The sequence below is a fragment of the Bacillus methanolicus MGA3 genome, assembly GCF_000724485.1.
Lineage (GTDB): Bacteria > Bacillota > Bacilli > Bacillales > Cytobacillaceae > Bacillus_Z > Bacillus_Z methanolicus_A.
On sequence record NZ_CP007739.1, the window covers coordinates 2802005 to 2819724 of the forward strand.

The following is a 17720-nucleotide window of genomic DNA, read 5'->3' on the forward strand; positions in this document are numbered from 1 at the left end:
CCTAAGTCTGCTATAACCGAATTAATTAAAATACTTTAAATTTTCCTTTTTTCAACACGAGTGAGGCACCGCCAATTTTGTAAAGCGCGCGATTATCTACCATTTTCTTCATAAATGAAGCTCTGGTTCCAACCATTTTCTTTCCAAATACAATACCAGTTGCATCATCATCGCCTAAAGAACATACCGTACCTTTAATATCAGGTTTAAATGCCTCAAGCTCTTTATTGCGAATCAGGGAAACAAGATTTCTTGCACAAACTTCACCTTGCTGCATCGCAATTTGAGCAGTCGGAGGGTATGGGCGATTAATTTCTTCATTAATGATTAAAGAGCAATCACCGATAATAAACACATTGTCATGGCCAGGCGCTCTTAAGTCAGGCTGCACTTTAACACGGGCGCGCATCGCTTCGAATCCTGATTTTTCAATAATAGCGTTTCCTCTAACACCAGCTGCCCAGACAACAGTACCGGCTTTAATTTCCTCTAGTTCATCTTCACCTTTTGCAACAAGAATTCCTTCAGGAGTACATTCTTTGATAGGGGTGCCAATTCGGAATTCGACGCCTTTGCTTTCTAATCTTGACATAGCGTACTTAACCAGCTCAGGATCAAAGCCAGGAAGAGCCGATGGAGCTGCTTCAACACAGATTATTTTTACTTTATTAATGTCAACATCGTACTCACGGCAAAGTTCAGGAACACGGTTTACTAATTCGCCTAAAAACTCAATTCCTGTAAAACCTGCTCCGCCTACAACAATTGTTAAACGTTCATCTTTCTTTTCCGCTTCAGTGTTGTAAGTTGCAAACTGATATTCAATATGCTCGCGGATTCGTCTTGCAGCATTCACATTGGAAATCGCAAATGCATATTCTTTCATCCCTTTAATGCCGAAAGTTTCAGATTCACCGCCAACAGCAACGACTAAATAGTCATAATCAAGTTCACGGTCCTCAAGAAGCACTTTATTTTCAGCAGTCTTTATTTCCACAGCAGTGCCTTTGATAAAATCAACTTTATTACGGTCGATTACATCCTTAATATCGTAGCGAACACGGTCATGATGCAAAGTACCTGCAGATGCTTCGTGCAGCCATGTAGTTTCATAGTGGTAATCATTTTTGTTGACTAGGATTATGTCCGCTTCATTGGCCCCGACAAGTTTTTGAAGTCGAGTTGTTGTCATTAATCCACCATATCCGGCACCTAAAATTACGATTCTTGGCTTTCTCAAAGTGTATCACTTCCCCTTTTTCTAAAATTTTCGAGCACTTTTTCTTACCTTCCGCCAATTTCTAAATTATAATTATAACAGAAATAAAGAAAAAGTTTGTGATGTACTTCACGAAATAATTCAAAAAAACGTTACAAAATTGTCAAAAAATATTAACATAATTCCATAACTACATGATATTAGTTTTATCGACGATTTTCAAGCAATTTTTATATTTTTTTAAAATTAAGAATATTAAAAAAATAGGTTAATATTATAGTTTTTTACAATTTTTTACTTTCATTTCCTGAATTATCAATTGAGGATTTATTTCATTTGTGATATAAATATATAATGAACGTTTTAATTTTGATGGGGGGATATGGAGTGCAAGAAGATCAAAAAGTTTATGACATTACAATTATTGGCGGCGGCCCCACAGGTTTATTTACTGCATTTTATGGAGGTATGAGACAGGCTTCCGTAAAAATTATTGAAAGCTTGCCGCAGCTGGGCGGTCAATTATCTGCCCTGTATCCTGAAAAATACATATACGATGTTGCCGGTTTTCCAAAAATCCGTGCCCAAGAACTCATAAATAACTTAAAAGAGCAAATGGCAAAATTCGAACCAACGGTTGTTCTTGAACAATCGGTAGAGAAGCTGGAAAAGCAGCCTGACGGAATTTTTAAATTGACAACCAACAAGGAAATCCATTATTCCAAGACAATAATCATTACCGCAGGAAACGGAGCATTCCAGCCTCGCCGTCTGGAACTTGAAAACGCTTCGCAATATGAAGGGAAAAATCTTCATTACTTCATTGAAGATTTAAATCAATTTGCCGGTAAAAAGGTAGTTGTATTTGGTGGAGGAGACTCTGCCGTTGACTGGGCATTAATGTTAGAACCGATAGCAGAAAAAGTTACAATTGTACACCGCCGCGATAAATTCCGTGCACATGAGCACAGTGTTGAGAACCTGAAAAATTCTAAAGTTGAAATAAAGACTCCGTATGTCCCTGCAGAGTTAATTGGCGATGGAGAAAAAATTAAGCAAGTTGTTATCCAAATAGCAAATGGAGAAGAAAAAGAAGTCATTGATGTTGATGCGGTAATCGTTAATTTTGGTTTCGTATCATCCCTTGGCCCAATCAAGGAATGGGGATTAGCAATCGAGAAAAATTCGATTGTTGTTAACTCCAAGATGGAAACAAGTATCCCCGGTATTTATGCAGCAGGGGACATTTGCACTTATGATGGAAAAGTTAAGCTAATTGCTTGCGGATTTGGAGAAGCTCCAACTGCTGTTAATAACGCAAAAGCCTATATCGACCCGAAAGCAAGAGTACAGCCAATGCACAGTACATCGATGTTTAATCAGTAAAGCGCAAGCGCTTCAATTAAAACTAATCTCTGAAAGCAGGCAAAAATCCCCGTGATTTTAATATCCTCGGGGATTTTTTTGGCATATCGATTAGCACTCTTCCGGCGTACCGGCAACTGTTGATGTGCGGAATGATGAACCGCAGCCGCAGGTAGCGATCGCATTGGGATTGTCGATTGTAAAACCGCCGCCCATTAACGACTGTTTGTAATCAATTTTTGTTCCATTTAATATCGCGGCGCTTTTTTTATCCACTAGAATTTTAATGCCGTGCTGTTGAAATTGGATATCCTCATTTTCCGGCTCGTGCTCAAAACCCATTCCATATGAGAGACCGCTGCAGCCTCCGCCCTTAACCGCAACCCTTAAAAAAGAGCCTTCTTCTTCATTTTGCTTCATCATATCCTTTATTTGAAACGCTGCTGCTTCCGTAATCACAAGAACGTCTTGCATTTTGTTTTCCCGCCTTTCTAAAAAATAACTCCTTTTATTTATAGTATATACATTAAGGTAACAGTACTCAACTGCGGCAACTTGAAGGAAAATAACGGTGTTTGTTTTACAATATTGGCACACTTTTCTTGATATATAGTCCTTTTTACACAAAACTACTGTATAATCATAATAACAACATAAGCATCTAGAACTATTAGCATTTCAAGAAGGTGATTGAATGGCCGGGCTTACGCCTCTTTACAACAAAACTTATCAATGCATGATGTGCAAAAATACGTTTTCCACCAAAAAAGTCCGTTCCCGATTTGTCAAAGTAACAGGCTACGATTCAGACTTCCGTCCGGTTTATGAATCAGATGAAAACAATCCCATCCTTTACTTTATTAATGTCTGCCCTCATTGCGGCTTCTCATTTTCTGATGATTCTTCGCCATATTTTCCTCCTGGTACGAAAGAAGAAATTACACAGAAAATTTGCAAACAGTGGGTTCCACAAAATTTTGGTCAAGAGAGAACCGTGATCGATTCAATTAAAACGTATAAGCTCGCTGCCTATTGTGCTACTCTAAAGAAAGAAAAACATATTGTTATTGCTGGAATGTATATGCGGCTTGCATGGTTGTATCGGTCTATCAATAATGTGATGCAAGAACAACGTTTTATGAAACTTGCGATTAACGAATACATGGAATCGTACTCTAATGGTGATTATCAAGGAACTCAAGTATCGGAAATCAGAATTCTCTATTTAATCGGAGAGCTTTCGAGAAGAATTCATAATATCAAACAAGCAACCCAATTTTTTTCAAAAGTCATCGAAAAGCAGAGCCGAACTGTTGAAACAAAAATTGTTGGCATGGCAAAAGACAGATGGCATGAGATAAGGGAGCTCCAAAAAAATACCTAAAAAAAGATGGCTCCAATATTTGGCCATCCTTTAAAATGAAGCCTATTTTCTTGTTAGGGTTGGGGTTTAAAACTCATGCACGTTTTCTGTGGAAAAGGGGCGGAGCTGCGCCAACAAACATAAAAATGTTAATCTGCGTGAGCAAGAACCTTTTTTAGTATTGTAAATAGTTAGTGCCTGGCTCCGCTCACACCGCCTTATTATGTTGGTTATGTTTTATGAATGATGCCTATTTCCATGTTATAGTTGGAAGTTTAAAACGAATTCACGTTTTCTATTAAAACATCGGATTTTCCTCCAGGAATTGATATATATTTTCTACCAACTCATCAGGAGTTTCCCCGGTAACAAGCTCACCATTTACAAGCGCAAATAAATGTTCTGCACATTTCCCGCAATAACCAAGACATCCATATTCTATAATGTCCAGGTTCGGGTCTCTTTCCAACTGTTCGAGAGCAGCATGAGAGCCCCTGGCCAAGTTTCTGATGCAGAACTCTATGATAGGCTTAATCATCTCCTTCACCTCTCTACAAAATTTAATGCTACAATTTTTATTAGAAAATCGCAAGCACCTCGTTTAAGTACCAAAGAAGTCTTGAGAGGCAGATTATGATGTCAATTGCTTCTATATTATAAGAGGAGAAAATATCCCGAAAGAGCTGAACACAATGAAAATTACAAATACCACTAAATGTATGTTCTTGTCAAGTTTTCAACTTAAAAATGTTGTGATTTTGTGACAATTTCGTTATACTCATGTTGGTATTAAATTTTGACGAAAAATTTCAGTTAATTAGATTTTTAAACAACAAGTTTTAAAGAAAAACAAGCGGCAGTCTCTTTTATGTTCACTCTGTAAACGATAACATTTTTTGCTTTACCATTTTTTAATAATTGTGTTCCACTAAATGATTTGCACTTTATGAACAAAGGGATTCGAAAGTTACTTATCCGCTTCCATCACAGAAAAAAAGGGGTTATTTGCATGAAAAATCTAGTGTTGCTAGGCGGCGGTTACGGAGGCATGAGAATACTACACCGTCTTTTGCCAAATCATTTGCCTGAGGATGTATCTATTACACTTATCGATCGTGTTCCATACCATTGTTTAAAAACTGAATATTATGCTCTCGCTGCGGGAACAATTTCAGATCATCACATCCGGGTACCATTTCCAGAACATCCGCGGTTAAATATTAAGTTCGGTGAAATTACAGGAATTGACCTTAAGGAAAAGAAGGTTTTTCTAAAAGATCAGGAATCGGTTCAATATGATGACCTCGTGATTGGCCTTGGCTGCGAAGACAAATATCATAATGTACCTGGAGCCGATCTTTATACCTATAGCATTCAGACAATTGAAAAATCAAGATGCACTTATCAAGCCCTTAATAACCTTGAACCCGGATCAACTGTCGCAATTGTCGGCGCAGGATTAAGCGGAGTGGAGCTGGCAAGCGAATTAAGTGAAAGCCGGGAAGATCTTCAAATTAAGTTGTTTGACAGGGGAAGCCACATTTTATCAGCCTTCCCGAAACGGTTAAGTACTTATGTGGAAAACTGGTTTGACAATCACAATGTAGAAATTGTGAATAATGCAAACATTACGAGAGTTGAAGAAAATGTGCTATTCAACCATGACATTCCTGTTCATTGTGATGCGATCGTTTGGACTGCAGGTATCCAGCCGAATAAGGTTGTTAGGGAATTAGATGTAGAAAAGGATAGACAAGGAAGAGTAGTGCTGACTCCTCAGCACAATCTTCCGAATGACGAGCATGTTTATGTTGTAGGCGACTGTGCAAGCCTTCCTCATGCTCCGAGCGCCCAGCTTGCAGAAGGCCAGGCAGAACAAATTGTCCAGGTTCTGTTAAAACGTTGGAACGGCGAACAGCCGCCGGAAAGTTTTCCGCCAATCAAACTTAAAGGAATTCTTGGATCCCTTGGCAGAAAACATGGTTTTGGTTTAGTCGCAGACCGCCCTATTACAGGACGTGTTCCCCGCCTATTGAAATCAGGCGTACTATGGATGTATAAGTATCATAATGGATAAATATGAATAACAATTCAAAAAACAATGAGATATTGATATATAATGATTCTTGTAAAAAAGTGAATTAATGTATGTCAAATAATCCAAATTTGAGCGGGTAATATGCAGGTATTTCCCGCCTTTTTATTTCCTTAATACCCACTCCTTTTCAGACATCATTCCATAAAGTATTAAAAAAAACGAAAAGGAGATGTACTGATGGAAATACCTGTTTCTGGATTTATGTACCATTCAGATCATTCAGACCCCATGCATTCTCATCACCTTTATATAACCACCTGGGATGGAAGACCTGTTTCTGTCCATGTCCACGAATATAAAGGAGTCACCTCTTATGATGCAGGACATAATCACAGATATGCCGGAACTACTGAACCCGCTCCGAGTGGCGTCCAACATACCCACAAATACTTTACCTTTACTTCTTTTGATGATGGACATAGACATCAGATTCGTGGAATTACTGGTACTGTTATACCCCTTCCTGGAGGCGGCCATTATCACGAATTTAGTGGTGTTACTACAGTAGAGGGAACAAATCCTCATAGACATAAATATCGTGGAAGAACAAATTAATAATTTTATTCTGTATTGAAGGGGTCTGGCCCTTTACAAATTGTTTTTCGCTTCCCAATTCTTGCAAATTTTTTACCAAAAAATTTTAAAATACTTGTAACATTTATCGAAATCTTTCGTCTTTTTAAATGAAAAAAAATTGGGGAGGTAAAATCGATGAAAAAATTTTTTTCACTGGTCATGGCTGCTGTATTTTTGTTGACTTTTAGTTTTGGTGCTTCTGCTCAAACAAAATCTGCTCAAACAAAAAATGATCTAACAAGCAGTCAAGCAATCAAACTTGCCTTAATTGCTCGACAACATTATTGGGACACAATGAATGGCCACATTCAAAAAGTAAAAAATTCAAAGTGCTCGTCAAAAACATTTATTTATAAAGGAACTGAGTATCGATATTTCTGCAGTGAGCTTGATACTAAAGAGAAACTTGTTAAATACTTGAATGAAATTTTTACCTTAAACGCAATCAACAAAGGAATTAAAAAGTATAGATTCATTGAATATCATGGTAAACTTGCACAGCCAAATGCAGACAGTGGAAGTTTACTTGAATGGAATAAAGCAAAAGCAAAGTTAATTTATCAAAGAAAAGACATTCGCTTATATGAGTTCACTGTTCCATACGGAAACCCAGTAAAGTATGAAAAGAGAAAAGTTACTTTCGTTAAAGTAAGAAATAAATGGCAAATAAATGCATTTGATGCTGTTAGATAATACACCGCATTCTTCACACAGTTAATGTGTCCACCGCAAAATGCCAAAAGAGGCTGTCTCTAAAGAGTCTGACCCCATGTGTTTTATCAATATATAGCACATTTATCCAACATTATGTCCTATATATTGTGTTATGGGGTCTGACCCTCAGTTTTTTGAGACGGCCTCTTTTTAGTTAATTTCCAGCAGCCTCTCATTATTCTGCCTTATATCCATATTTCTCCATTTCCGCAAATATTGTTTTTAATCTTGGATTCCCTTCTCCAACTATTTTATCTTCGATTAGCACAACCGGATAAAACATATCCTGGTCGATCACTTTTCTGGCGAATTTTTTCTTGTTTTCGTCTTCTGGCGGGTTAAAAATATCGACATATGAAATTTTAAAAGGCTGATTAGGAAACTTTCTGGCCATTGCAGCTTCCAGCCACTCGAACGTTTCTTTTGAAGAAGGAAGATTCACACAGCTCGCACAAAGCTGTTCTGCCCCATATACGACAATTTCCACTTCTTTTTTTTCCACGTATTCCACTTCCCTATTCATCTCTCTTATTTTCATTATACAACACCATTGCATTGAAAAATACCATTAGAAACTTGACTGGCACCGCATTTCGATTCCTTTTTCCAATCATGATGGATTGATTTCCATTTCAATGGATAGATTTTTACCCTCATTCTGAATATAATAAGATTATGAAAGGAGTCGATTCAAAATGTCAGATTTAGAAATGAAAGAGCAAGTACAGGAGATACTAGATAAGCTGCGTCCGTTCCTCCTTCGTGACGGTGGAGACTGCGAACTAGTGGATGTTGAAGATGGCATTGTAAAACTTCGCTTACTAGGTGCTTGCGGAAGCTGCCCAAGTTCAACAATCACTCTGAAAGCTGGAATTGAACGCGCGCTGCTAGAAGAAGTTCCTGGAGTAGTTGAAGTAGAACAAGTATTCTAATATCGTATACTTTCAGAATATGTTAAAAGCGATTTCGTTCATTCACGAAATCGCTTTTTTTTAGTGGAAAAGGGGCGAAGCTGCGCTGACAAATATTAAAATGTTAATCTGCTTGAGCCAAGAACCTTGTTTAGTATTGAAAATAGTTAGTCCCTGGCTCCGCTCACACCGCCTTATTATGTTGGTTTTGTTTTTAAATGAGGCCTATTTCCATGTTAAGGTTGAGTTTAAAACTATACTCGTTTTCTGCTTATAAACAAGAAAGTTTTTCCGTTGTCACTTTGCTTCCAGTCCGATCAATTTTCAAATTTAACACTTCCATATCCGGCAATAAGTCCTTTAATAAAGAAGCTGTTCTTTCTCCTTTATCGGTTTCTGTACAGCAAATCACAGCAGGACCTGCTCCGCTTAATGCAACACCAAATGCTCCGAAATCAAAAGCATGATTCTCGATCAAGCCAAGATGTGGTACAAGGTTTCGGCGGTATGGCTGATGATACAAGTCATTTCTCATCATTTTTCCGGCCATTTCCCAGTTGCCGCTTATGAGCGATGCAACTAGCAGATTTGCGGTTGCTCCTGCCTGGACAGCTTCCTGAAATGACAGCTGTTCCGGCAATACTCCGCGTGAATCCTTCGTTAATAATTCATCTTTCGGAATCACCGCGACAACATCAAATGAAATATTGGAAAAAACAGCACAATTTACTTCTTCTGCTGTTTGCTGGCCAATGACGAGTCCGCCAAATAGTGAGGCCCCAACATTATCAGGGTGCCCTTCAATTCTTGATGCAATTTCAAGCTTTTCCTGTTTCGATAACGATAATTGGCACATTGTATCTGCTAACTCGATCGCGGCTACAATCGCTGCCGCACTAGATCCAAGTCCTCTTGCAAGCGGAATGCTGCTTTTTACTTTTAATTTGCATGGAGGCATCTCCCGCTGAAAAAGAGATGCTGTATAAATCGCTGTCTGGCTAATGAAGTTTGTCTCGTCTGTTGGGAGGGATTGCAGTTCTTCGGTAAGGAAAGTGATCTCCCATTTGCTGCTAATCTCCGCTGCAATGGTTAAATAAAGATTTAAAGCTAATCCAACCGAGTCAAACCCAGGTCCCAGGTTGGCTGTACTAGCAGGGACCTGGATGATGACCATTTCATCCTCGGTCATTGATGGACAACTCCCTTAATATGATCGCGAAGAGCTTCTTCATCATTCGGGAGAAGAACAGGCTTAACCGGACTGCAATCAATGGCTGTATTCGGATCCTTTAAACCATTTCCTGTAAGGACAGCGACAATTCTCGTTCCCTGCTCAATTTCACCATTTCGAAGCTGTTTATAAATCCCTGCCAAGGAAGCACATGATGCCGGTTCTGCAAAAATTCCTTCTGCTGAGGCCAATTTTCGGTATGCAATCAAAATTTCTTCATCACTGACTTCATCGATTTTCCCATTTGATTCTTTAGCAGCATCGACTGCAAGATGCCAGCTCGCAGGATTGCCAATTCGAATTGCTGTAGCAATAGTTTCAGGATTTTCAAAAACGCGGTTATGAACAATAGCGGCCGCACCTTCGGCTTCAAAACCATACATTTTCGGCAACTTATGCCCTTTTTTTGCATTATATTCTTTAAATCCTTTCCAGTATGCACTGATATTTCCTGCATTCCCAACCGGTATAGCTAATATGTCAGGCGCCTCTCCCAGCTGGTCGCATACTTCAAATGCGGCTGTTTTTTGCCCTTCAAGCCGGTAAGGATTAACTGAATTAACAAGTGTCACCGGTTCTTTCTTGCTAATATTTCGTACCATTTTAAGAGCATCATCAAAGTTCCCTTGAATCGAAAGTATTTCCGCCCCATACATCACCGCTTGCGCCACCTTGCCCATGGCGATTTTCCCTGCAGGAATAACGATTATGCAGCGCATTCCTGCTCTTGCTGCATACGCTGCGGCAGAAGCGGATGTATTTCCTGTTGAAGCGCAAATAACTGTATTGCTTCCAGCTTCTTTTGCTTTGGCGACAGCCATCACCATTCCACGGTCTTTAAATGAACCGGTCGGATTTGCTCCTTCTATCTTAACGTACAGATCTACCCCCCATTCCTTCGAGATATTTTCAAGCCTGATTAGCGGGGTATTTCCTTCATTCAATGTTAAAGCAGGCGTTTTCTCAGTAATCGGCAAATATTCTTTATAAGCTTCTAGAAGACCAGGCCATCTCATATTCTTGCACTCCCTTCAACCCGATACGAACTTTTTATTTCATGAACTGCATTTAAATCTCTTAATTTCACTAAAATATCTTCATAGTCTTGTAGAGATGCCTGGTGTGTAACAAGCACAATCTCTGCCAGACCATTTTCCTTTAAAGGCATCTGAAGAATTTTCTCGAAACTAACCGAATGCTCTGAAAATATGGATGTAATATTTGCAAAAACCCCAACCTCATCTTTTACGTGAAGCCTTAAAAAGAATTTGGAATAGATTTCGTCCGGCCCTTTTAACTTCTTTTGATATTGAGGAGTGACAGCGTTCGCTCCATTCACGCCAAGACGCATATTTTTCATAACTCCTACAAGGTCGGAAACAACGGCAGTGGCTGTTGGAAGGCTTCCTGCCCCCGGACCGTAGAACATCGTTTCACCGACGGCTTCCCCGTAAACATAAACCGCATTATATTCATCGTTTACAGAAGCAAGCGGATGAGAATCCGAAAGCAAAGTCGGCTGAACGCTAACTTCTACTTTTTCTCCTTCGCGGTGGGCAATTCCGATCAATTTCATCGTATAGCCTAATTGCTTCCCATATTGGATATCTTCTTCGGTAATTCTTGTAATTCCCTCTACTTTTACATCGTCCAAATCAATTTTCATGGAAAATCCGAGCGTTGCAAGGATGGCCATTTTTCTCGCAGCGTCAAGGCCTTCTACATCGGAAGCAGGATCGGCCTCAGCATATCCCAATTCCTGCGCTTCTTTCAACACTTCTTCATAAGCACGTCCATGCTTGCTCATTTTCGTTAAAATGTAGTTCGTCGTACCGTTCACAATTCCCATCATTTTTGTAATTCGGTCAGAAGCGAGGCCATCTACTAAACTTCTTAAAATTGGAATTCCGCCCGCTACACTTGCCTCATAAAAAAGGTCGCATCCGTTAGCGGAAGCAGCGGTCAAAAGCTCTGATCCGTAAACGGCCATCAAATCCTTATTGGCTGTCACAACATGTTTCTTCTCTGATAAGGCTTTAAGCAGATAATTTCTTGTCTCTTCTATTCCGCCCATCACTTCAATAACGACATCAATATCAGGATCCTGCAGAATATCATCTGCATTTGTCGTTAACTGCGCAGGATCTACATCTACATCACGCTTTTTATTTAAATCCTGAACAAGAATTTTTTTCACTTTTACAGGACAACCTACTTGATGCATTAATTTGTCCTGATGATTTTCAATAATTTTTACAACACCGGAACCAACGGTACCTAATCCTAACAAACCAACTTGGATTGCTTCCACTCTCTTTTCCCTCCATTTTGTTCACCTATTGTGCACATTTGTTTATCTATAGTAGACATTATATTTGTAGTTGCCACTTTTTTCAATAGGCAGATGGAGACGTTTTGCTCTTAGAAAGCGTTTACTATTTGTTTATTTCGAAGTTTTTGGCAAATAAAAATTTTTAACACAAAAATATTCCTTCTATTCTTTCAGATTTAAAGGTGTTGAAAGGTCAAGATCTCGCTAACCATTCCGGCCGAGGGATCTTATATTTTAGAACCGGAACCCCTGCAAGTTGATAAAAACTTCCGAGGAACCGTTCGTATTCCCCTGACTGAGATAGAAATTTCAAAAAATGATCTTCCAGCATGTGTCTTTGCTGTTCGGAATTCGTAATATAATAGCTCTCAACACACTCATAAAAATGAAGAGGGAACAATATTCTTGAAAATAACAGCCTCCAGGAAAAAGAGGATAACGGACTTATTGATTGATAATCGTTTAAAAACTGTTTGACATCCGGTTCATAAGTTTTTATATTGGCAAAATACCTTCCTCTAATCCATTCCGCTATGTCTCTGCTGGAATGGTCAAAAACCCAATCAAACGGATTTTTATAGTAGTTGCTCGTCCACAGATCCTCTGAAAATCTTTCATGGCAGACTGTTCCCCCGTCTGAAGCTACTGGCTCGTCATCCATCTCTGTATCAACCAAATATTGAATAGCATTTTCTGTTAGTCCCATGTAATAAGGAAACGATTCTAGAAACATTTTTTCAAATTCGTTTTCTGGCTGCTGGAATAACTTTTCCTTCCAAACCCTTTCCATTTGGTCGAGTCTAGTTTCCCAGAGCTGCTTCCACTGCCCGATTCTGCTAATTTTCTTCACTTGAAAAGGAATAGATCTGCCCCGGTAATGCAATTTCGCGAGTTTTCTGCCGGGATTCATTCTTTTAGATGGCTGAACGTGCCGCGCAAACAGCACACAAATATTTGTCTCGTTCCACTTAGAAGTTAACGCTCCTTCCTTTGTTTGAACAAACGCTGCCACATGCCTGTCGCCGTTATTCATCAAATGCACAGTAATTTTTTCAAGCTCTGACAACTCTTCGTTTTCGATATTTCCAGTGGGGATGATCAAATAGAATTCATCACTTCTTTTAAAGGCTTTATATCTTCCCAAATTGACTTCTTCCTCGGTTACAATGCCATATTGCTGTTCAAGCAGCTGCTTCACGATCGTTCCACCTCTCTTCAAACTGCTTCCTTTCTGTTCATATATATGAACAGAAAAATCAAAACTTGTGCCTAGGTTCCGATTATCAAGCATTTCGTTACTCAATTATTTGAACTTTCTGTTAAAATGAACAATGAACATTTCAGAATTTATGAAAGGAAAGCTTTTATGGTGAATAATTGAGCATATTATAAGATATCGCCATATATATATAGGGAAAATATAAAGAAAAGGTGAAGCATATGAAAGAAGAAAAGAAGGTAGTCAATTTAACAGAGAAAACAGCACGGCAATGGCTCCGCGACCGGGGAGTCGATGTAAAGGATATTGCCGATCTTGTTTATTTTCTTCAGGAAAAATATCACCCGGATTTAAAAATGGAAGATTGCATTGAAAACGTGGAGCGGGTTCTATCAAAGCGGGAAGTTCAAAATGCGATATTAACCGGTATCCAGCTTGACATGATGGCTGAAAAAGGAATGCTGGATGAACCTTTACAATCGATTATTGCAACAGATGAAGGCTTATACGGTATTGACGAGATATTAGCTTTTTCAATTGTGAACGTATACGGCTCAATTGGCTTTACAAACTACGGGTATATTGATAAACAAAAACCGGGAATTTTAAAGGAATTAAATGATAAATCATCAGGGAAGTGCAACACCTTCTTAGATGACATTGTAGGTGCGATCGCAGCCGCTGCTTCAAGCCGGTTAGCGCATCGCGCAGCGAACGCGGAATAAGAAAGATAAGAGGCTGCCCAAAACTAAGTGCCAGGCACCCTTAGTTACTAAATATTGATGTTTCTACAATATATAGTAACTGCAAATGGGAGCCAAACACTTATGGGTCAGCCTCTTTTTATAAAATTTCCCATTGGTCTAGAGAATCAACGACATATGTTGGTTGTTTTTCATAGCGTTTTAAATGCTCTTTTGTTGTAACACCTGTATGCACAAGCAATGTATCCATCCCAGCATTCATTCCTGCTAGTATGTCTGTATCATAATTATCCCCGACCATTAAAGTATCCTCTTTATTAATTCCAAGCACTCTTAAAGCCTGTTCCACAATAATCGACTCAGGCTTTCCGATAAATATCGGTTGTGTTTGCGTCGAAACAGCAATGACCGATGTAATTGCTCCATTCCCAGGCAGCAAGCCTCTTTCAGTCACAAGTGCAATATCTCCATTTGTAGAAATGAAGGTTGCTCCATTTCTTACCGCCAAACAAGCCACCGCTAATTTCTCATAACTGATCGAACGATCCAGTCCTACTACGACAAAATCCGCATGTTCCCCCCCAAATTGCAGTCCTTTTTCCTCAATCGCCGTTCGGATCCCTTCTTCACCGATCACGTACACGGAAGCATCTTTTTTCAATTCATAAATATAATTTGCTGTTGCTTGGCTTGTTGTAAAAACAAGATTTTCTTCAGCCGGTATACCAAAATCGCGCAGTTTTTTTGCCACTTGCGCAGGTGTTCTTGTTGAATTATTTGTAACAAATAAATAGGGAATCTTTTTATCGCGCAATTTTTTCACAAAATCGGCTGCTTCCTTAATGAGTTCTGTGCCGCGGTACATTGTTCCGTCAAGATCAATTAAATATCCTTTATAAGACTTCAAAGTTATCACTCCTATAAATTTTTTTGATAAATATTTTCAATAAGTAAAGCCACTTCTAAACAAAGAGACTAATGCTCGTTCTCAATTAGCTGCTAATTTTTAAACGCTGATACCGGTCCAAGTTCATTTTCCAAATATTCTCTTACCATTGGAGCAAAAAGCTTCAATTCTGGCAATTGCGCTGTAAACTCTTTTTGAAGCTCTTCATGATGTATATCGGTATATTGCTGAACAAGCTTTTTACGGAACATAATAATCTTTTTAAGACTATCATTCATTTTTTCCGTAATGACTTTTTCATCAGTTAAAATGTCGACTATATCTTCATAACTTCCCGGATCGCGCATGATAAAACCGTCAATCATAGCATTTCCCACATCTAAAATCGCTTCGATAATGAGATGTGCGATCCGTTCCAAGGCGGCTTTTTCATAATCATTCGCCCATTCTTTTTTGTCTGCCAATAAAGAGAGCTGCCGTTCTAGAAAAAGCAGAGTCTCGCCAATTTTTTCCCTGTCCACAAAATACATTTCTATGCCACCCCTTCAGACGTATTCTATAATGAAAAAAGGACTTCTTTTTTTAATAGTTTTGGCCGGGCGTAATAAAATCCTTGCGCCAGATTGACATTGTTCCGGGAGAGAACTGTAGCTTCTTCTTCTCTTTCAATACCTTCTGCCACAACGAGTGATCCGGCTTCCTTAGCAATAAGCAGCAATCCTTTAAGCATAGATTCTTTTACAGAATTTTTGTCGATATTTTGGATTACAGACTTGTCAATTTTAATGATGTCCGGCATTATTTCGCTGATTGAATTCAAACTGGCATATCCGGCCCCTGTATCATCAATGGCAATTCGAAAACCTATAGCCCGAAGAATCTTAATGTTATGTAGGAAATCTTTTATTCCTTCGATTGAATCGCGTTCGGTAATCTCAAAGACAATCTGCTGCGGCGAAATATTTTTATGCTTTGCCATAATATTTTTTAAATCACGTACAAAACGTTCATTGCCAAGTGTAATCGGGGTAAAGTTAATAAAAATATCTTGCTTGCATTCAACTGTTTTTATCAGTTCGAACGTTTTTTCTAAAACAACCATTTCGAGATCATAAAGCAAGCTTGTCTGCCTTGCAACAGAAAAAAGCTGAAGCGGGCTTTCGAGTGCTGTACCTTGCGGGCCCCTTGTAAGCATTTCCCATGCGCGTATTTCCTTAGTTTGAACATCGATAATCGGCTGCGCCAACAAGTATATATCCTTTTTTGAAATAACTTTGCTTATCGTATACAGCATTTCATTAAAATCAGACTGAACCCTTTTTTCAGCCATCGCAAGTGCTTGCTGCTGGGCCTTATAAACCGCTTCCCGGATTGAATAATTCTTTTTTTCCACAAACATATATCCCATGTCAAATACCGGCTGAAGCATCGGAAAAGAAGTATGAAGGCAGCGCTCCGCCTCACGCAATATTTTTTTCATTAATCCGTCAATTTCCGAGATGCAGTGACGGTCATGATTCACTCGGATATAAAATGAAAGACCGTCACTGTAATAATCGTGGAGGGCAATAATATCCTCTTCACTCATTTCTTGACGAATAACATCGCGAAAATATATTTTTAATTTTTTTATAAATTCCCGATAAAGAAATTGTGGAATTTGTTCTGATAAATCTTTGAGGTTTTTAATATTATAAACAATAACAGCTGCCTCATTTCCTTCTTTGAAAGCTTTTCTAACACCTTGAACAATCGGGTCGCGAACAACAAATTGAGGCGGATAAAAGCGGAGTTTGGACAATGGAAAAATGATTTTCCCCCACATCAGAGCCTTTGTACAAACTTCAATGAATTGACGGACCATCTGTTTCATTCCTCTCAGAAGCAAGCGTGAAATACTATTCCTATTCTACCATAATAAGCTATTTTTTGGGTACGGAGACTTGCCCTCACTGTGTTAAAATGGTAAAAGAGGAAAGTGCACTTTATTAGAAACAAAAATCGGAGGAATTAAGAGTGACAAATCGTTTTTTCTTATATGATGATACTGAAGATACAAAGACGCGTTTTGTAAGTTTTATGGGAGAAAACCAGCGTTTTGATCTGGCGATTGTTCAAACTGGAAGGCATTACGGCAAACACCTTGTACTTGATATGCAGGGAAACCGGTTTGCCATTATTGGCCCTGATGATCTCGATGAGGAAGGTTACTTAGAATACGCATTTCAACTTTCGAAAAAAGATGCTGAAGAGCTGCGCTCTTTCCTTTATGAAATTGTCTAATTTTTTTCTCATCATTATTTTTGCTGAAAGCGAAATAATAATGATGAGGTGATGAAAGTGAATGTTAAAGAAAAGGAAGCATATACCGATTTTTCCAATGTAGAAAATCAAAGAAATTATCTTATACCTGAGTCGCTGCCTGAAGGAGCATACGGTTCACCACGTGGAAAATATAAGCCTGTTGAGAATAAAAGCACCCCATGGAAAGAGGGACAGAGATACCATAGTGCCTATAACTATGAATTTAAATCCTTTCACAAGAACTTGCCCAGACAAATGTCAGGAGCACACCCACCCCATGACGATCCGGATAAAAACAAAGAACAGCCATACACTTCCAATAACGGCTCACTCGAAAAATAATGCAGCAGCGGATGTAAATATGGTTGAGATTTCAAAAACAGGCTGACTCATATATAAAGGGCTTAGACCCCTCCAATCCCCAAAAAACCATTTTAAATATTTTCATTTTCGGAGGGAGTCAGCCCTTTTTATTTTACTTTTTTACCTTTTTTAGCACAAAATAAGCACAGCCAAAGTTGCAAAACTCATATAAATACTCAGTTAATGTACTGATTTTTGTATCGAAAGTAGCCTTTTGATTTTGATCATCGAAAAACCCTTTTAACCTGAGCTGGCCATAACCCCAGTCCCCTACGATATAATCGTATCTTGTCAATATATCACTGTATCTTGCACGGAAAGCTTCCTCATTAAAACCATTTCGATTGTCTTCGATTACTTCATAGCAAACATTGTTAATACAAATCATTTTTTCACCTCTTTTGCTGAGTATTC

Annotated in this window: 20 protein-coding genes and 1 pseudogene; 9 read left to right on the plus strand and 12 right to left on the minus strand. The window is 38.7% G+C overall.

The annotated features are described in order from the left end of the window. Window positions 1–25 precede the first annotated feature (25 nt). Window positions 26–1240: an NAD(P)/FAD-dependent oxidoreductase gene (locus BMMGA3_RS13690; protein WP_003349560.1), complete on the minus strand. Its 1215-nt coding sequence runs from the start codon at window positions 1238–1240 to the stop codon at window positions 26–28. Window positions 1241–1606: 366 nt separating this feature from the next. Here BMMGA3_RS13690 and BMMGA3_RS13695 point away from each other — a divergent pair, with 366 nt between their 5' ends. Then, a complete protein-coding gene (locus BMMGA3_RS13695) occupies window positions 1607–2605 on the plus strand; it encodes an NAD(P)/FAD-dependent oxidoreductase (RefSeq protein ID WP_003349559.1) in 999 nt (332 codons plus the stop codon). A gap of 90 nt (window positions 2606–2695) precedes the next feature. Here the strand turns inward: BMMGA3_RS13695 and BMMGA3_RS13700 are convergent, their stop codons facing one another. Beyond that, complete coding sequence (locus BMMGA3_RS13700; RefSeq protein ID WP_003349558.1) at window positions 2696–3058, minus strand: HesB/IscA family protein; 363 nt, start codon at window positions 3056–3058, stop codon at window positions 2696–2698. Between the two features lie 220 nt (window positions 3059–3278). Here BMMGA3_RS13700 and BMMGA3_RS13705 point away from each other — a divergent pair, with 220 nt between their 5' ends. Continuing rightward, complete coding sequence (locus BMMGA3_RS13705; protein ID WP_003349557.1) at window positions 3279–3968, plus strand: DUF2225 domain-containing protein; 690 nt, start codon at window positions 3279–3281, stop codon at window positions 3966–3968. 277 nt (window positions 3969–4245) lie between these two features. Here the strand turns inward: BMMGA3_RS13705 and BMMGA3_RS13710 are convergent, their stop codons facing one another. Then, the gene (locus BMMGA3_RS13710) at window positions 4246–4485 is read right to left on the minus strand and encodes a YuzB family protein (protein WP_003349556.1); all 240 of its coding nucleotides are present in this window, start codon (window positions 4483–4485) and stop codon (window positions 4246–4248) included. A gap of 471 nt (window positions 4486–4956) precedes the next feature. Here BMMGA3_RS13710 and BMMGA3_RS13715 point away from each other — a divergent pair, with 471 nt between their 5' ends. The 3 genes from BMMGA3_RS13715 to BMMGA3_RS13725 all read left to right on the plus strand — a co-directional run bounded on the left by BMMGA3_RS13715 (window position 4957) and on the right by BMMGA3_RS13725 (window position 7314). After that, a complete protein-coding gene (locus tag BMMGA3_RS13715) occupies window positions 4957–6024 on the plus strand; it encodes an NAD(P)/FAD-dependent oxidoreductase (RefSeq protein ID WP_003349555.1) in 1068 nt (355 codons plus the stop codon). Window positions 6025–6222: 198 nt separating this feature from the next. Continuing rightward, window positions 6223–6600 carry a YmaF family protein gene (locus BMMGA3_RS13720; protein ID WP_003349554.1) on the plus strand — a complete coding sequence of 126 codons (378 nt, stop codon included), beginning with the start codon at window positions 6223–6225 and terminating at the stop codon, window positions 6598–6600. A 156-nt stretch (window positions 6601–6756) separates the two neighbouring features. Continuing rightward, window positions 6757–7314: an IseA DL-endopeptidase inhibitor family protein gene (locus BMMGA3_RS13725; protein WP_003349553.1), complete on the plus strand. Its 558-nt coding sequence runs from the start codon at window positions 6757–6759 to the stop codon at window positions 7312–7314. A 196-nt stretch (window positions 7315–7510) separates the two neighbouring features. Here the strand turns inward: BMMGA3_RS13725 and BMMGA3_RS13730 are convergent, their stop codons facing one another. Beyond that, window positions 7511–7873 (minus strand): YuzD family protein, encoded by a 363-nt coding sequence (locus BMMGA3_RS13730; RefSeq protein WP_237712885.1) that lies wholly within the window; start codon window positions 7871–7873, stop codon window positions 7511–7513. Between the two features lie 137 nt (window positions 7874–8010). On the opposite strand from BMMGA3_RS13730, the pseudogene BMMGA3_RS13735 reads away from it, so the two are divergent. Continuing rightward, window positions 8011–8267, plus strand: a pseudogene (locus BMMGA3_RS13735) (NifU family protein). Window positions 8268–8517: 250 nt separating this feature from the next. On the opposite strand, the gene thrB reads toward BMMGA3_RS13735, so the two are convergent. The 4 genes from thrB to yutH form a co-directional block, all read right to left on the minus strand. Then, the gene (gene thrB / locus BMMGA3_RS13740) at window positions 8518–9435 is read right to left on the minus strand and encodes a homoserine kinase (RefSeq protein WP_003349546.1); all 918 of its coding nucleotides are present in this window, start codon (window positions 9433–9435) and stop codon (window positions 8518–8520) included. Continuing rightward, window positions 9432–10493 carry a threonine synthase gene (gene thrC, locus BMMGA3_RS13745; RefSeq protein WP_003349543.1) on the minus strand — a complete coding sequence of 354 codons (1062 nt, stop codon included), beginning with the start codon at window positions 10491–10493 and terminating at the stop codon, window positions 9432–9434. Before thrC ends, thrB begins: the two co-directional genes overlap by 4 nt. Continuing rightward, window positions 10490–11788: a homoserine dehydrogenase gene (locus BMMGA3_RS13750; protein ID WP_003349542.1), complete on the minus strand. Its 1299-nt coding sequence runs from the start codon at window positions 11786–11788 to the stop codon at window positions 10490–10492. The genes thrC and BMMGA3_RS13750 overlap by 4 nt, the downstream gene beginning before the upstream one ends. A 214-nt stretch (window positions 11789–12002) precedes the next feature. Then, window positions 12003–13112 (minus strand): spore coat putative kinase YutH, encoded by a 1110-nt coding sequence (gene yutH / locus BMMGA3_RS13755; protein ID WP_003349540.1) that lies wholly within the window; start codon window positions 13110–13112, stop codon window positions 12003–12005. A 137-nt stretch (window positions 13113–13249) separates the two neighbouring features. On the opposite strand from yutH, the gene BMMGA3_RS13760 reads away from it, so the two are divergent. Further along, complete coding sequence (locus BMMGA3_RS13760) at window positions 13250–13753, plus strand: phosphatidylglycerophosphatase A family protein (protein WP_003349539.1); 504 nt, start codon at window positions 13250–13252, stop codon at window positions 13751–13753. A gap of 118 nt (window positions 13754–13871) precedes the next feature. On the opposite strand, the gene BMMGA3_RS13765 is transcribed toward BMMGA3_RS13760, so the two are convergent. From BMMGA3_RS13765 to BMMGA3_RS13775, 3 genes are all read right to left on the minus strand, one after another. After that, on the minus strand, window positions 13872–14639 hold the full coding sequence (locus BMMGA3_RS13765) for a TIGR01457 family HAD-type hydrolase (protein WP_003349538.1): 768 nt from the start codon (window positions 14637–14639) through the stop codon (window positions 13872–13874). Between the two features lie 92 nt (window positions 14640–14731). After that, complete coding sequence (locus tag BMMGA3_RS13770; RefSeq protein WP_003349537.1) at window positions 14732–15169, minus strand: DUF86 domain-containing protein; 438 nt, start codon at window positions 15167–15169, stop codon at window positions 14732–14734. A gap of 26 nt (window positions 15170–15195) precedes the next feature. Next, complete coding sequence (locus tag BMMGA3_RS13775; RefSeq protein ID WP_038502294.1) at window positions 15196–16503, minus strand: EAL domain-containing protein; 1308 nt, start codon at window positions 16501–16503, stop codon at window positions 15196–15198. Window positions 16504–16655: 152 nt separating this feature from the next. Here BMMGA3_RS13775 and BMMGA3_RS13780 point away from each other — a divergent pair, with 152 nt between their 5' ends. Together BMMGA3_RS13780 and BMMGA3_RS13785 are read left to right on the plus strand one after the other, a co-directional pair. Next, window positions 16656–16922, plus strand: coding sequence for a DUF3055 domain-containing protein (locus BMMGA3_RS13780; RefSeq protein ID WP_003349534.1), 267 nt, complete (start codon window positions 16656–16658; stop codon window positions 16920–16922). A gap of 51 nt (window positions 16923–16973) precedes the next feature. Further along, window positions 16974–17285, plus strand: coding sequence for a cytosolic protein (locus BMMGA3_RS13785; RefSeq protein ID WP_185762550.1), 312 nt, complete (start codon window positions 16974–16976; stop codon window positions 17283–17285). 133 nt (window positions 17286–17418) lie between these two features. Here the strand turns inward: BMMGA3_RS13785 and BMMGA3_RS13790 are convergent, their stop codons facing one another. After that, the gene (locus BMMGA3_RS13790; protein ID WP_003349532.1) at window positions 17419–17694 is read right to left on the minus strand and encodes a YutD family protein; all 276 of its coding nucleotides are present in this window, start codon (window positions 17692–17694) and stop codon (window positions 17419–17421) included. Window positions 17695–17720: the final 26 nt, after the last annotated feature.